The 13,812-nt window shown below is 67.5% G+C and carries 12 protein-coding genes and 1 tRNA gene; 8 read left to right on the top strand and 5 right to left on the bottom strand.

Annotated elements, in window-relative coordinates:
• The first annotated feature begins 18 nt into the window (after window positions 1-18).
• The 6 genes from recF to ACZ4Z4_RS31680 all read left to right on the top strand — a co-directional run bounded on the left by recF (window position 19) and on the right by ACZ4Z4_RS31680 (window position 7,692).
• Window positions 19-1,140 carry a DNA replication/repair protein RecF gene (gene recF / locus ACZ4Z4_RS31705; protein WP_468334992.1) on the top strand — a complete coding sequence of 374 codons (1,122 nt, stop codon included), beginning with the start codon at window positions 19-21 and terminating at the stop codon, window positions 1,138-1,140.
• Window positions 1,137-1,700 carry a DciA family protein gene (locus ACZ4Z4_RS31700; protein WP_468334989.1) on the top strand — a complete coding sequence of 188 codons (564 nt, stop codon included), beginning with the start codon at window positions 1,137-1,139 and terminating at the stop codon, window positions 1,698-1,700. The genes recF and ACZ4Z4_RS31700 overlap by 4 nt, the downstream gene beginning before the upstream one ends.
• Before the next feature lie 265 nt (window positions 1,701-1,965).
• Window positions 1,966-4,035: a DNA topoisomerase (ATP-hydrolyzing) subunit B gene (gene gyrB, locus ACZ4Z4_RS31695; protein WP_468334986.1), complete on the top strand. Its 2,070-nt coding sequence runs from the start codon at window positions 1,966-1,968 to the stop codon at window positions 4,033-4,035.
• Between the two features lie 43 nt (window positions 4,036-4,078).
• The gene (gene gyrA / locus ACZ4Z4_RS31690; protein WP_468334983.1) at window positions 4,079-6,682 is read left to right on the top strand and encodes a DNA gyrase subunit A; all 2,604 of its coding nucleotides are present in this window, start codon (window positions 4,079-4,081) and stop codon (window positions 6,680-6,682) included.
• Window positions 6,683-6,700: 18 nt separating this feature from the next.
• Window positions 6,701-7,507: a DUF3566 domain-containing protein gene (locus ACZ4Z4_RS31685; protein ID WP_468334980.1), complete on the top strand. Its 807-nt coding sequence runs from the start codon at window positions 6,701-6,703 to the stop codon at window positions 7,505-7,507.
• 108 nt (window positions 7,508-7,615) lie between these two features.
• Window positions 7,616-7,692: transfer RNA gene (locus ACZ4Z4_RS31680), tRNA-Ile, on the top strand.
• Between the two features lie 55 nt (window positions 7,693-7,747).
• Here the strand turns inward: ACZ4Z4_RS31680 and ACZ4Z4_RS31675 are convergent.
• The 5 genes from ACZ4Z4_RS31675 to ACZ4Z4_RS31655 are packed head-to-tail and all read right to left on the bottom strand — an operon-like array spanning window position 7,748 to window position 11,651.
• Window positions 7,748-8,902: a site-specific integrase gene (locus ACZ4Z4_RS31675; RefSeq protein WP_468334977.1), complete on the bottom strand. Its 1,155-nt coding sequence runs from the start codon at window positions 8,900-8,902 to the stop codon at window positions 7,748-7,750.
• A complete protein-coding gene (locus ACZ4Z4_RS31670; protein WP_468334974.1) occupies window positions 8,902-9,087 on the bottom strand; it encodes a helix-turn-helix domain-containing protein in 186 nt (61 codons plus the stop codon). The genes ACZ4Z4_RS31675 and ACZ4Z4_RS31670 overlap by 1 nt, the downstream gene beginning before the upstream one ends.
• Window positions 9,080-10,510, bottom strand: a complete 1,431-nt coding sequence (gene repSA, locus ACZ4Z4_RS31665) for a replication initiator protein RepSA (protein ID WP_468335547.1) — start codon at window positions 10,508-10,510, stop codon at window positions 9,080-9,082. Before repSA ends, ACZ4Z4_RS31670 begins: the two co-directional genes overlap by 8 nt.
• Window positions 10,511-10,536: 26 nt before the next feature.
• The gene (locus tag ACZ4Z4_RS31660) at window positions 10,537-11,277 is read right to left on the bottom strand and encodes a hypothetical protein (protein ID WP_468334972.1); all 741 of its coding nucleotides are present in this window, start codon (window positions 11,275-11,277) and stop codon (window positions 10,537-10,539) included.
• A complete protein-coding gene (locus ACZ4Z4_RS31655; RefSeq protein ID WP_468334969.1) occupies window positions 11,274-11,651 on the bottom strand; it encodes a hypothetical protein in 378 nt (125 codons plus the stop codon). The genes ACZ4Z4_RS31660 and ACZ4Z4_RS31655 overlap by 4 nt, the downstream gene beginning before the upstream one ends.
• Window positions 11,652-11,875: 224 nt before the next feature.
• Here ACZ4Z4_RS31655 and ACZ4Z4_RS31650 point away from each other — a divergent pair, with 224 nt between their 5' ends.
• Window positions 11,876-12,637 carry a GntR family transcriptional regulator gene (locus ACZ4Z4_RS31650; RefSeq protein WP_468334966.1) on the top strand — a complete coding sequence of 254 codons (762 nt, stop codon included), beginning with the start codon at window positions 11,876-11,878 and terminating at the stop codon, window positions 12,635-12,637.
• A 14-nt stretch (window positions 12,638-12,651) separates the two neighbouring features.
• Window positions 12,652-13,182: a GNAT family N-acetyltransferase gene (locus ACZ4Z4_RS31645; RefSeq protein ID WP_468334963.1), complete on the top strand. Its 531-nt coding sequence runs from the start codon at window positions 12,652-12,654 to the stop codon at window positions 13,180-13,182.
• Window positions 13,183-13,812 lie beyond the last annotated feature (630 nt).

The following is a 13,812-nucleotide window of genomic DNA, read 5'->3' as shown; positions in this document are numbered from 1 at the left end:
GGGAGGTCGGCGCACACCATGCACGTCACGCATCTCTCGCTGGCCGACTTCCGCTCGTACGCCCGGGTCGAGGTCCCTCTCGACCCGGGCGTCACCGCGTTCGTGGGCCCGAACGGGCAGGGCAAGACCAACCTCGTCGAGGCCGTCGGCTATCTCGCCACACTCGGCAGCCACCGGGTCTCCTCGGACGCCCCACTGGTGCGGATGGGCGCCGAGCGCGCCGTCATCAGGGCGCAGGTCCGCCAGGGCGAGCGCCAGCAGCTGGTCGAGCTCGAACTCAACCCCGGCAAGGCCAACCGCGCCCGCATCAACAGGTCCTCGCAGGTCAGACCACGCGACGTACTGGGCATCGTCCGCACGGTGCTGTTCGCGCCCGAAGACCTCGCGCTGATCAAGGGTGACCCCGGAGAGCGCCGGCGCTTCCTCGACGAGCTGATCACCGCGCGCTCCCCGCGCATGGCCGGGGTCCGCTCCGACTACGACCGGGTCCTGAAGCAGCGCAACACCCTCCTGAAGTCCGCCGCACTCGCCCGCCGACACGGCGGCCGCTCCATGGACCTGTCCACGCTCGACGTCTGGGACCAGCACCTCGCGCGCGCGGGAGCCGAGCTGCTCGCCCAGCGGCTCGACCTGATCTCGGCGCTGCAACCGCTGGCCGACAAGGCGTACGAACAGCTGGCACCCGGCGGCGGCCCCGTCTCTCTGGAGTACAAGCCGTCGGCACCCGGCGACGCACACACCCGCGAGGCGCTCTACGAGCAGCTGATCGCCGCCCTCGAAGAGGCACGCAAGCAGGAGATCGAGCGGGGCGTCACCCTGGTCGGCCCGCACCGCGACGACCTGCTGCTCAAGCTGGGCCAGCTCCCCGCGAAGGGGTACGCGAGCCACGGCGAGTCCTGGTCGTACGCCCTGGCGCTGCGCCTCGCCTCGTACGACCTGCTCAGGGCCGAGGGCAATGAGCCGGTGCTCGTCCTCGACGACGTCTTCGCGGAGCTGGACGCCCGCCGCAGGGAGCGGCTCGCGGAGCTGGTGGCCCCCGGCGAGCAGGTTCTCGTCACCGCCGCCGTGGACGACGACGTGCCGGGCGTGCTCACCGGTACGCGGTTCCAGGTGTCGGACGGCGCGGTGGAGCGCGTATGAGCTCCGGAGAGCCTGCCGAGGGTGCCCCCAAGGAGACCGCCGCGGGGACCCCGAAGACACCCGAGCCCTCCGGCGTCGACCTCGCCAGGGTGGCCCTGCGTGCCGCCAAGGAACAGGCACGCGCGCGTGGGGACGCCGCACAGCAGAAGAAGCAGGCCCGGCGCGGCGGGCTGCGGTCCGGCGCGCGCGCGGACGGGCGCGATCCGCTGCCGCTCGGCTCCGCGATCAACCGTCTGATCACCGAGCGCGGCTGGGAGACGCCCGCCGCGGTGGGCGGCGTGATGGGCCGCTGGCCGCAGATCGTCGGCGACGATCTGGCCAACCACTGCGTACCCCAGCGGTACGACGAGGACGAGCGGGTCCTGACCGTGCAGTGCGACTCCACGGCGTGGGCCACCCAGCTGCGTCTCATGGCTCCCCAGCTGGTCGCACGCCTCAACGAGGACCTGGGCCACGGCACCGTGCGCCTCATCAAGGTCCTCGGTCCCGGAGGCCCCCCGCGCCGCTTCGGACCCTTGCGCGCACCCGGTAGCACGGGCCCCGGCGACACCTACGGCTGAGACCGTCGGTGACCGTTGCTGGCGGTTGACGGCTCGAAGCGCTGAGTGCCGCTGTGAGCGTTCTGGAGCCCTGGGCCGCATATGGGGAGTCGGCCGAGGCCGGTTCAGGGCGGCACATGAGGACTCAGGTACCGGCAAACCCCCATCACTGTCAGCGCTACCGGTAGACTGGAAGCTAATCCCGCCCCACTTGTGGGACGCACCGAGCAACGCTGACTATCGCTGAACGACGCAGCCGCTCCGGCCACCGCCGGGAGCTTGGCTTGTGCTGTGCCAGAAAGGGCGCTTCGTGGCCGATTCCGGCAACCCCAACGAGAACATCCCGTCCACCGCCGTCGGCGAGAACGGCGAGGTCACCGCCTCGTACGACGCCAGCGCCATCACCGTCCTCGAGGGTCTGGACGCGGTCCGCAAGCGACCGGGCATGTACATCGGCTCGACCGGCGAGCGCGGCCTGCACCACATGGTGCAGGAGGTCGTGGACAACTCCGTCGACGAGGCGCTGGCCGGCCACGCGGACACGATCGACGTCACGATCCTCGCCGACGGCGGCGTGCGCGTGATCGACAACGGCCGTGGCATTCCGGTGGGCATCCACCCCGTCGAGAAGAAGCCGGCCGTCGAGGTCGTGCTCACCGTGCTGCACGCGGGCGGCAAGTTCGGCGGCGGCGGTTACGCCGTCTCCGGTGGTCTGCACGGCGTCGGTGTGTCCGTGGTGAACGCTCTCTCCACGAAGCTCTCCGTCGAGATCAAGACCGACGGCTACCGCTGGACGCAGGACTACAAGGGCGGCGCCCCGACCGCGCCCCTGGAGCGGCACGAGGCCACCCAGGAGACCGGCACCACCGTCACCTTCTGGGCCGACGGGGACATCTTCGAGACGACCGAGTACTCCTTCGAGACGCTGTCGCGGCGCTTCCAGGAGATGGCGTTCCTCAACAAGGGTTTGACGATCAAACTCACTGATGAGCGCGAGTCGGCGAAGGCCACGGCGGGTGCGGACTCGGCCGAGGCGACCGACGACGAGGCCGCCGAGGCCCGCACGGTGACGTACCACTACGAAGGCGGCATCGTCGACTTCGTGAAGTACCTCAACTCCCGCAAGGGCGAGGTCGTCCACCCGACCGTCATCGACGTCGAGGCCGAGGACAAGGACCGCCTCCTCTCGGCCGAGATCGCGATGCAGTGGAACTCGCAGTACACCGAGGGCGTGTACTCCTTCGCGAACACGATCCACACGCACGAGGGCGGTACGCACGAAGAGGGCTTCAGGGCCGCGCTGACGGGCCTGGTGAACCGCTACGCGCGCGAGAAGAAGCTGCTCCGCGAGAAGGACGACAACCTCACGGGTGAGGACATCCGCGAGGGTCTGACCGCGATCATCTCGGTCAAGCTCGGCGAGCCCCAGTTCGAGGGCCAGACGAAGACCAAGCTGGGCAACACGGAGGCGAAGACCTTCGTCCAGAAGGTCGTCCACGAGCACCTCACGGACTGGTTCGACCGCAACCCCAACGAGGCCGCGGACATCATCCGCAAGGGCATCCAGGCCGCCACCGCGCGCGTGGCCGCCCGCAAGGCGCGCGACCTGACCCGCCGCAAGGGCCTCCTGGAGACGGCGTCCCTGCCGGGCAAGCTCTCCGACTGCCAGTCGAACGACCCCACCAAGTGCGAGATCTTCATCGTCGAGGGTGACTCCGCCGGTGGTTCGGCGAAGTCCGGCCGCAACCCGATGTACCAGGCGATCCTGCCCATCCGAGGCAAGATCCTGAACGTCGAGAAGGCCCGCGTCGACAAGATCCTGCACAACCAGGAAGTCCAGGCGCTCATCTCCGCCTTCGGCACCGGTGTGCACGAGGACTTCGACATCGAGAAGCTCCGCTATCACAAGATCATCCTGATGGCGGACGCCGACGTCGACGGTCAGCACATCAACACGCTGCTCCTGACGTTCCTCTTCCGCTTCATGCGGCCGCTGGTCGAGGCCGGGCACATCTACCTGTCCCGCCCGCCGCTCTACAAGATCAAGTGGTCGCGGGACGACTTCCAGTACGCGTACTCGGACCGCGAGCGCGACGCCCTGGTGGAGCTCGGCCGCCAGGCCGGCAAGCGCATCAAGGACGACTCGGTCCAGCGCTTCAAGGGCCTCGGCGAGATGAACGCCGAGGAGCTGCGCATCACGACGATGGACCAGGAACACCGCGTGCTCGGACAGGTCACCCTGGACGACGCGGCGCAGGCCGACGACCTCTTCTCGGTGCTGATGGGAGAGGACGTCGAGGCACGGCGCTCGTTCATTCAGCGCAATGCCAAGGACGTTCGTTTCCTCGACATCTGAGTCGGCCCGTACAAGCCGCACCTCGAAAGGACTTTGACCAGCAATGGCCGACGAGAACACCCCTGTGACGCCCGAAGAGGAACCCGTCGTTCCCGGCGTGGGCATGCGTGTCGAGCCCGTCGGGCTCGAGACGGAGATGCAGCGCTCGTACCTGGACTACGCGATGTCCGTCATCGTGTCCCGCGCGCTGCCCGACGTACGCGACGGTCTGAAGCCCGTCCACCGCCGCGTCCTGTACGCGATGTACGACGGCGGCTACCGCCCCGAGAAGGGCTTCTACAAGTGCGCCCGCGTCGTCGGCGACGTCATGGGCACGTACCACCCGCACGGCGACTCCTCCATCTACGACGCCCTGGTGCGCCTCGCCCAGCCGTGGTCGATGCGGATGCCGCTGGTGGACTCCAACGGCAACTTCGGCTCCCCGGGCAACGACCCGGCGGCCGCCATGCGGTACACCGAGTGCAAGATGGCGCCGCTGGCCATGGAGATGGTCCGTGACATCGACGAGGAGACCGTCGACTTCACGGACAACTACGACGGCCGCAACCAGGAGCCGACGGTCCTGCCGGCGCGCTTCCCGAACCTGCTGATCAACGGCTCCGCGGGCATCGCGGTCGGCATGGCCACCAACATCCCGCCGCACAACCTCCGCGAGGTCGCGGCGGGCGCGCAGTGGGCCCTGGAGCACCCCGACGCCTCGCACGAGGAGCTGCTCGACGCCCTCATCGAGCGCATCAAGGGCCCCGACTTCCCGACCGGTGCCCTGGTGGTGGGCCGCAAGGGCATCGAGGAGGCGTACCGCACGGGCCGTGGCTCCATCACGATGCGCGCGGTCGTCGCGGTCGAGGAGATCCAGAACCGCCAGTGCCTGGTCGTCACCGAGCTGCCGTACCAGACCAATCCGGACAACCTCGCGCAGAAGATCGCCGACCTGGTCAAGGACGGCAAGGTCGGCGGCATCGCCGACGTCCGCGACGAGTCGTCCTCGCGCACCGGCCAGCGCCTCGTCATCGTCCTGAAGCGCGACGCGGTCGCCAAGGTCGTCCTGAACAACCTCTACAAGCACACCGACCTCCAGTCGAACTTCAGCGCCAACATGCTGGCGCTGGTCGACGGTGTGCCGCGCACCCTCTCGCTGGACGCGTTCATCCGCCACTGGGTGACGCACCAGATCGAGGTCATCGTCCGGCGCACGAAGTTCCGGCTGCGCAAGGCCGAGGAGCGCGCACACATCCTGCGTGGCCTCCTGAAGGCCCTGGACGCCATCGACGAGGTCATCGCGCTCATCCGCGGCAGCCAGACCGTCGACATCGCGCGGGAGGGCCTGATGGGCCTCCTGGCGATCGACGAGATCCAGGCGAACGCCATCCTCGAGATGCAGCTGCGCCGCCTCGCCGCCCTGGAGCGCCAGAAGATCGTCGCCGAGCACGACGAGCTCCAGGCGAAGATCAACGAGTACAACTCGATCCTGGCCTCCCCCGAGAAGCAGCGTCAGATCATCAGCGAGGAGCTCGCGGCGATCGTCGACAAGTTCGGCGAGGACCGTCGCTCCGCCCTGGTGCCCTTCGACGGCGACATGTCCATCGAGGACCTGATCGCCGAAGAGGACATCGTCGTCACCATCACGCGCGGCGGCTACATCAAGCGCACCAAGACCGAGGACTACCGCTCGCAGAAGCGCGGCGGCAAGGGCGTGCGTGGCACGAAGCTGAAGCAGGACGACATCGTCGACCACTTCTTCGTGTCGACGACACACCACTGGCTGCTGTTCTTCACGAACAAGGGCCGCGTCTACCGCGCGAAGGCGTACGAACTGCCCGACGCCGGCCGCGAGGCCCGCGGCCAGCACGTCGCCAACCTCCTCGCCTTCCAGCCGGACGAGCAGATCGCCGAGATCCTCGCGATCCGCGACTACGAAGCGGTGCCCTACCTGGTGCTCGCCACCAAGGGCGGCCTGGTCAAGAAGACCCCCCTCAAGGACTACGACTCGCCTCGCTCCGGTGGTGTCATCGCCATCAACCTCCGTGAGACGGACGACGGTTCGGACGACGAGCTGATCGGCGCCGAGCTCGTCTCGGCCGAGGACGATCTGCTGCTCATCAGCAAGAAGGCCCAGTCGATCCGGTTCACCGCAACGGACGACGCGCTGCGCCCGATGGGCCGCGCCACTTCGGGCGTCAAGGGAATGAGTTTCCGCGACGGCGACGAACTGCTCTCGATGAATGTCGTTCGTCCAGGTACGTTCGTGTTCACCGCCACCGACGGTGGGTACGCGAAGCGGACCAACGTCGACGAGTACCGCGTCCAGGGTCGCGGTGGCCTCGGCATCAAGGCCGCCAAGATCGTGGAGGACCGCGGGTCGCTCGTCGGCGCCCTGGTGGTCGAGGAGACCGACGAGATCCTCGCCATCACGCTGTCCGGCGGTGTGATTCGTACGCGAGTCAACGAGATCAGGGAGACGGGCCGTGACACCATGGGCGTCCAACTGATCAACCTGGGCAAGCGCGATGCCGTGGTCGGCATCGCTCGTAACGCCGAGGCCGGGCGCGAGGCCGAAGAAGTCGACGGGGACATCGTCGTCGACGAATCGAACGGTGCCGAGCCGGCCGCCGGTACGGACGAGGGCACGGACTCCTCGGCCGAGTAGCGCGAGGAGTGAGTCATCGTGAGTGGAGCCACGGGCGCCGGGGCGAACCGGACCGGCACTACCGGCACGGAAGGTGCCCGTGGCTCCGCCACTGATGCACACGACTCCGACGAGTCTCATGGATCCCAGGGGGGGACTGTGACGGACACCCGAGGGCCGGAGACCACTGGTCAGACCGCCGACCAGTACGACGCCTCGTACGCGGCAGGCGCGGGCAAGGCCAAGGGCAAGGGCAAGAACAAGAAGGCGGCCGGAACGGGCGGGGCCGCTGGAGCGGGTGGGGCCGCCGGAACGGGCGGGGTCAGTGCGGCGGGCGCGGCCAGTGGAGCGCTGCCGGGGGAGCGACAGCCTCAGCAGCAGTCGTCCCAGCCGTACCACCCGCCGCAGGCGTATCAGCAGGGCGCGCAGGCCGGCGGTGCGCGTTGGCCGCGCACCGGGGCGCGCACCACGCCGCGCACGCGCAAGGCGCGGCTCCGGGTGGCCAAGGCCGACCCCTGGTCGGTGATGAAGGTCAGCTTCCTGCTCTCCATCGCGCTCGGCATCTGCACGATCGTCGCGGCGGCCGTCCTGTGGATGGTCATGGACGCGATGGGCGTCTTCTCGACGGTCGGCGGCACGATCTCCGAAGCGACGGGCTCGAACGAGTCCAACGGCTTCGACCTGCAATCCTTCCTGTCGCTGCCGCGCGTCCTGCTGTTCACGTCGATCATCGCGGTCATCGACGTCGTCCTGGCGACGGCCCTGGCGACGCTGGGCGCCTTCATCTACAACCTCTCCGCGGGCTTCGTGGGCGGCGTCGAGCTGACCCTGGCCGAGGACGAGTAGTCCTCTCCGCAGCCGTGCCGCCCCGCGCGTGGGTATCGATTTTGGGACTGGCGCCCAGGTGCGCTAATCTTCAGAGGTCAGCGCGCGGGACACACACCGCAGCGCGGCGGGGCTATAGCTCAGTTGGTTAGAGCGCATCCCTGATAAGGATGAGGCCACAGGTTCAAATCCTGTTAGCCCCACCAGCACAAAGACCCCCAGCCGATCATGGTTGGGGGTCTTTGACATCTACGGGTGACATCAGCCGATCAATGGATCTTCCAGTAGCTCGGCCAGGAGGTCAGTAGCCTCACGCTGCTCGTCGCCCACCAGGTGGGTGTACACGTCCATGGTCATGCTGATCTGACTATGCCGAAGGATCACCTGCGCGACCTTCGGGTGCACCTTGAGGTAGGCGAGCAGGCTGCCACAGGTGTGTCGGGCGAGCCGGACCGTGATCCGCCTCACTCCGGAGCGCTTCACCAGGGCGCCGAAGGTACGGGAGAAGCCGCGGGGCTCGATCATCCCGCCGTGCCGCTCCGAGAAGATCAGGTCTGCATCCGGCGCCTGTTCCCAGTGGTCACCGGCAATCTGCCGTTCCAGGTCTTGCAGATAGCGGCGCTCCTCCAGGACCCGAGCGCAGAACCCAGGCAGCGGCAGAGCAGCATGGGAGGACTCTGTCTTGAGATCCTTGAGGACCAGCTCCCCACGCACCCGCTGAACCTGCTTGACCGGTGTGAACTGGCGGTACTCGAAATCGACGTCCTGCCAGCGCAGCCCCAGCACCTCACTTCGCCGCAGACCCAAGACCAGCACCAGGACGAACGCGGCGAACAGCCGATGGGCCCGAGAGGACCGCAGGAAGGTGACCGCTTCCTGGGGATTCCACGGCTTGGCCCTCTCCTTTCCGACCTTCGGCATGTCCACCAGCAGCGCCACATTGCGAGTCAGGATCTCTTCCTTGATCGCGCGGTTCAGCGCGTTCCGCAACGTGCGCAGCACCTCGAACCGTGTCGCGGCAGGGATCTCGTCGGCTGCGAGCGCCGCCATGAAGACCCTCACCTGCGCGGCCGAAAGGCGGGTGAGCGGTTTTTTCCCCAGGTGTGGACAGAGGTAGAGCCGGACCTTGGACTCGTACTTGGAGTAGGTGTTGAACTCCAGGTTCGGTTCAACGATGTGCTTGATCCAGTACGCGAGCCATTCGCCGACCGTCCACGCACGTGAGGGCACCGGAATGCCGTTGCGCTCCTGTTCCTGGAGCTTGCCGAGCTTTTCGTTGGTCTCGTCCCAGGTCCGGCCATAGACGTACTTGCGGACCCGGTGGCCGTCCGTGTTGGTCACGTAGGCGGCACCCTGATAGCGCCCGTCCGACCGCTTGGTGATCGTGCCGCCGCCGTTGGGCCGACGCTTCGCCATCAGGCAGCCTCCTCATACTCAAGCCGCGAAGCGAGGTACGACCGGACCCCGTCCACCGGGATACGACGACTGCGGCCGATCGTCAGGGAGGGCAGGCGATGAGTACGGATCAAGTCGTAGACCGTGGTGCGGCCGACTTTGAGCCAGGCCATGACCTCTGGAACAGTCAGCAGCTCGTCAGTCATCCCAAGCCCCCAGCTCATCGAGATCAGACAGATCAGCTAGCGCGTCACGTGCGGTTTCGCGGTTCAGGTGGAGATCCCGGGCGATGGAGGCGGCGAGCCAGGATTCGCCGGGGGTGTGGCCGTGTCCGGCGTAGGTCCAGTGGGCCATGACCAGCGTGGAGCCCTCCGCATCGTCGACTTCGGGCAGGCCCCGTTCGCGGCGTTCTTGCCGGGCGCGGTAGTCGGCGCGGACCTGTCGGCGTGCGCTGAGGGTGGTGGAGTAGGCGCGGGATTTGGTCATGAAGTGCCCGCGGAAGCCGAGCATGTGGGACCAGTGCGCCAGTAGCCGGTCCGGGTAGTCGGCGTCCAGGGCCCAGCAGGCTTCGATGAGGCGTCGTGCGTGGGCGGGCAGGCCGGGCAGCTTGTCGAGTTCGGACAGCTCGCCGATGCGGCGGTCTACGGTGCCGGTGGTTTCGGCGGCTTTGGTGGCGTACTTGGCGACGTAGGAGGCCACGGCCGAGTCGTCGAGTTCGACGCCGTCCAGGCCGCCGATGGACTGCACATCGACCTGGCTTCCCCAGCGCAGCATCCGGGCGGGGTGGGTGCCGGCCGAGGGCACGGAGACCGCGACGCGCGCGGCAGCAGCCCGGATCGCTTCCCCGAGCAGGGCGACGCTGGCCCAGGCAGGGGGCGGGGAGTCCGGTCCGTCGGGTCCGTCCAGGCGCACCACGGCATGGAAGTGGATGGCGCCGCGTTTTTGGAATTCGGCGACCTTGCCGAAGGAGATCCGGCAGTGCTCGGGAAGTGCGCGTTGGGACAGGCCCGCACGGGCGGCGACCTCACGGCGCAGATAGATGGTGAAGCGCTGCCAGAGCTGCCCGGCATGGTTGTTCCACAGCACCGCCCCTGCATAGTCGTACGTGGCCGGATCAAGGGCAGTACCCAACACATCGTCATCGGCTGCATGGTTGCGGCCACAGCGGCAACGGTGTCCCTTTTGCGCAAAAGACAGCTGACCGCGATTTTCAATACGGTTGTGGACCGGGCCGAAGGAGGGTGCGGTGAGGGTGGCGAAGACGCCGGGGTGCTGGCGGATTCGGCCGGGGATGTTCATGCGGGGATCCCCGGTGATCCCGGCACGGATCAGGTGGTAGACGTCCCCCGCGTAGGTCCAGGCGCAGGAGGGGCAGCGGGAGGCGCGGCGGTTGCCGCAGGCGATCCGCAGGCGTCCACCCGGCTCCTCAGCGGTGGAGTAGGAATACAGGACATCACCAGTCTGGCGGTCGCGGGTGGTGGTCTGACCCATCAGGTGGATGGGGTCGGAACAGCCGCCCGTGCGCTTGATCTGTTCTTGCCACCGGTCGAAGCCGGGCGCGTTGGCCACGCGCAGCAGGTCGGCCAGGGCCAGTGGGTCGGTGCCCAGCGAGGCCGCGACACCGGCCACGGCCTCGGGGGCAACGGGGTAGCCCGTCACGCGACCACCGCCCGCAGCGGCACCACGGGGGAGGGCAGGTACGGTTCGGCGCTCATCATCAGGTGATCCAGGCTGGCCAGGTAGCCACCGGCCAGCGGAGCCGGACCCAGACGCCGCAGATGCAGGACCGGCGCCAGAGAGGGGATCAGCCCGTCCACCGGGGTGGACACCAGCAGATCATTGTCGGCGCGCAGCACGTCGGAGACGAGCCCGGCATGAGCAGCGAGCTGAACGCCGGGCAACTCGGCCACCATCGCGAGTCCGTCGGCGATCTGCGCGGCACGGCCGGTCACCGTCTCGGGGATTACCACACGGACGCGGACACCGGCCGCCGCTTTCTGCTCGATCAATCCGGGCAGATCACCGACCGCATGGGCGACGAAGGCCAGGTTCGCCAGCACGAGATCCAGCGACGAGGTAGCGGAGGCCAGGACGGTACGCCACAGCTCCATCGGCACGGTGGCACGGGTCGCGTACGCGGCGACGACCTCATCCTGCGGGACCGGGCGGGAACGCTGGCGCTCGCCCAGGACCGGCCACAGGTGGCACGGATCAGCCTGCAGGAGCCGGGCGGCCGCGTGGGCGTGCCGAGCGTGCGGAGTGCGGTCGGTGGTCAGCCACCGTTCCACGCTCTTGGGGTCGATGCCGACACGAGCGGCCAGAACCTCGATGGTCACGTTCGCGGCGACCATCGCACCACGCAGCCGCTCATTCCCGGTGATCGTTGCGGTGCTCATGCCGCCACCGCCTCAGCGTCGAGGGCGAGCAGGTGACGACGGACCCCGGCGAGCTGGGCGCGGGTGAGCGTGCAATGGATGAGCCGGTAGTGATCGAAGCGCTGCCGGTAGTCGGCCCAGATCTCGCAGGTAGCGGTGTCCGTCTCGCAGTGCTGCCAGAAGCCCACCAAGTGGCACATCTGGTCGAGCAGTTCGGCCAGGCCCAGCCGGTGCACACCGTCGATGACAAACGCGGCGAGCTTTGCCGTGTCGGGGCGCGACTCGTGCACCCAGTCCGAGGCGTATAAGGCCAGCAGCAGGGACACGGGCGGCAGTTCCGCGATCACGGCCGGAGTGATGGCCACAGTTCGCGAAGCACTCAGCGTCGCAGGCATGATGGAACTTCCCTTCATGGGGAACTAGGGGCGACGCATCTGCTTGGCGGTAGGGCGTCGCCCCGCTTCATGTCTTCTATGAGGAGGTCTCCTTAAGGAGGTCTCCCTGTGACACGAGTCTCAGCCTCCTTAAGGAGGTCGTCAAGCGGTTCGACAAAACTTCCCTATGGTGACCTCCCTAAGGAGGCATAGAGTGGGCTGTAGACCCGAAGGAGGCCCACGAAATGACCACCGGTAAGCGACTCCCCCGCAGTCGCGAAGTCGCCGACGAACTCCGCAGGGCGATCGAGTCGGGTGACCTTGCCCCCGGCACTGTGCTGCCTTCCGAGCGCGAGTTGGTGGAGCGCTACGCGATCTCTAGCGGCACAGCCAGCAAGGTCGTCGGCTTGCTGAAATCCACGGGTCTGGTTGAAAGCCAGGTCGGGCGCGGAGTGTTCGTGAAGAGGCGCGCCCAACTCATCCGGCACGCTCACGATCGGTACGCGAGGCGTTGGCGCGAGGCCGGCAAAGCACCCTTCCGCACCGAAGTGGAGGCGCAGGGACGGACACCCTCCGTCGAAGTCACCGCGATCAACCGAATCGACCCGCCTCGCTGGGTAGCGGAACGACTTGCACTTCCAGCAGGCGCCAAAGTCGTACGGCGAGAAAACACATATCGGGTCGATGGGCGAGCCGTGCAGCTCGTGAACACGTACATCCCGCTGTCCATCGCGGGCGACACCTCACTTGAGGAAGCCGTCCCAGGTCCCGGAGGGATCTACGCAGCCTTCGAAGACCTTGGGCACAGGCTGTGCCGGATGCTCGAAGAGGTGCAGGCTCGAATGCCCCGGTACGAGGAAGCGCAACAGCTCGGTGCCGAGCCGGGCACACCCGTCCTTGATGTTGTCCACATCAGCTATGACCAAGACGAGACCGCCATGGATCTCAGTCACTTCGTGCTCCGAGCCGAAGAGAACGTCTTGACATACGAGCTGCCTACTGACTGAGGGGAGCCAAGCCCATGCCCACTGATGGGGCATCAGGACAAACCTGCACAGTACGCCTACGTCGTGAAGATGACGTAGGCGCAGCCGCAACAGTCCTACGAGCAGTCCACGCCACAGACGGTTACCCCGTCGAGGGAGTGGATCAGCCGGAAGCCTGGCTCAGGACTCCCGAACTGATACAGGCATGGGTCGGCGTGATGGATGGACACATCGTCGGACACATAGGAGTCAGCCAGCCCGACGACGACGCAGCAGCACTTTGGATGGAGAAAAGTGGCGAGACCCCGTCCAAGGTCATCGTCGCTACACGGCTCTTCGTAGCTCCGGAGGCTCGGGGGACGGGGATAGGGAAAGACCTCACCCGAGCTGTCATGAAGTATGCCCAGCAAGAAGGCGTTCGCCTCGTCTTTGAAGTGATGGTCAAGGACACGGCAGCGATACGACTGTACGAGAAGTTGGGGTGCCGAAAGTTCGGACACCTCATCCACCACTACAACCGCGATCAACAGGCCGACGCCGTTTGCTATGTCTGGCCCGCCGACTGATCACCCGCGGGGTCGTTACAGGTTTCTCTACCTCATCAAGACCACAGACCCGAGCCGTCCCAAAGGGATCAGTCCGAAGGACCGAGGGCCCCACAACGGGGCGGCGCCGGTCGGCCGCCGCCCCGCCGCCTCCATGTCTCCGCCACCGGCCGCGGGGCACCGACCGCCCGTCGCCCCCAAGGGGCCAAGAACCCAGCACCGGTCCACAGGGCACAGGGGAGAGCCGCACAGCAGGTCACAGAAGCTTTGGGTTACCGAAGAGGCCGGATCGCGGCGGCGGCACACAGCGGGCTAACCCACTACCCGTGGCCACGGCCCCAAGCCGGGATGGTCGACCCCCACCAAGGCAGTGGCCGGCACCCTGCCGCACGCCTCGAAGGCAGCAGGAAGACCCCCGGCCTGCACCCGAGCAGGGACCGCACCGCCAGCCGATACCGCGGGAGCTCCCAGCCCACCGATGCCGGACGGCCCTGCCGACCGTGAACCACCACTCGCCGCAGTGAGTAGGAGGCGGGGGGCGAGGAGAAGGTGGGGTGGGGTGGGGAAGGTGGGGGCTGGGGCGGTCGGCTCCACGGCTTTAGGCAGCCACTTTGGGGCGAGCCTCTAAGATCATGGCCCCGATTCGGACCT

It is taken from the genome of Streptomyces sp. NPDC030245, assembly GCF_055572995.1.
Note: the sequence above shows the minus strand (reverse complement) of the source record. Positions and strands in the feature narration are given on the sequence as shown.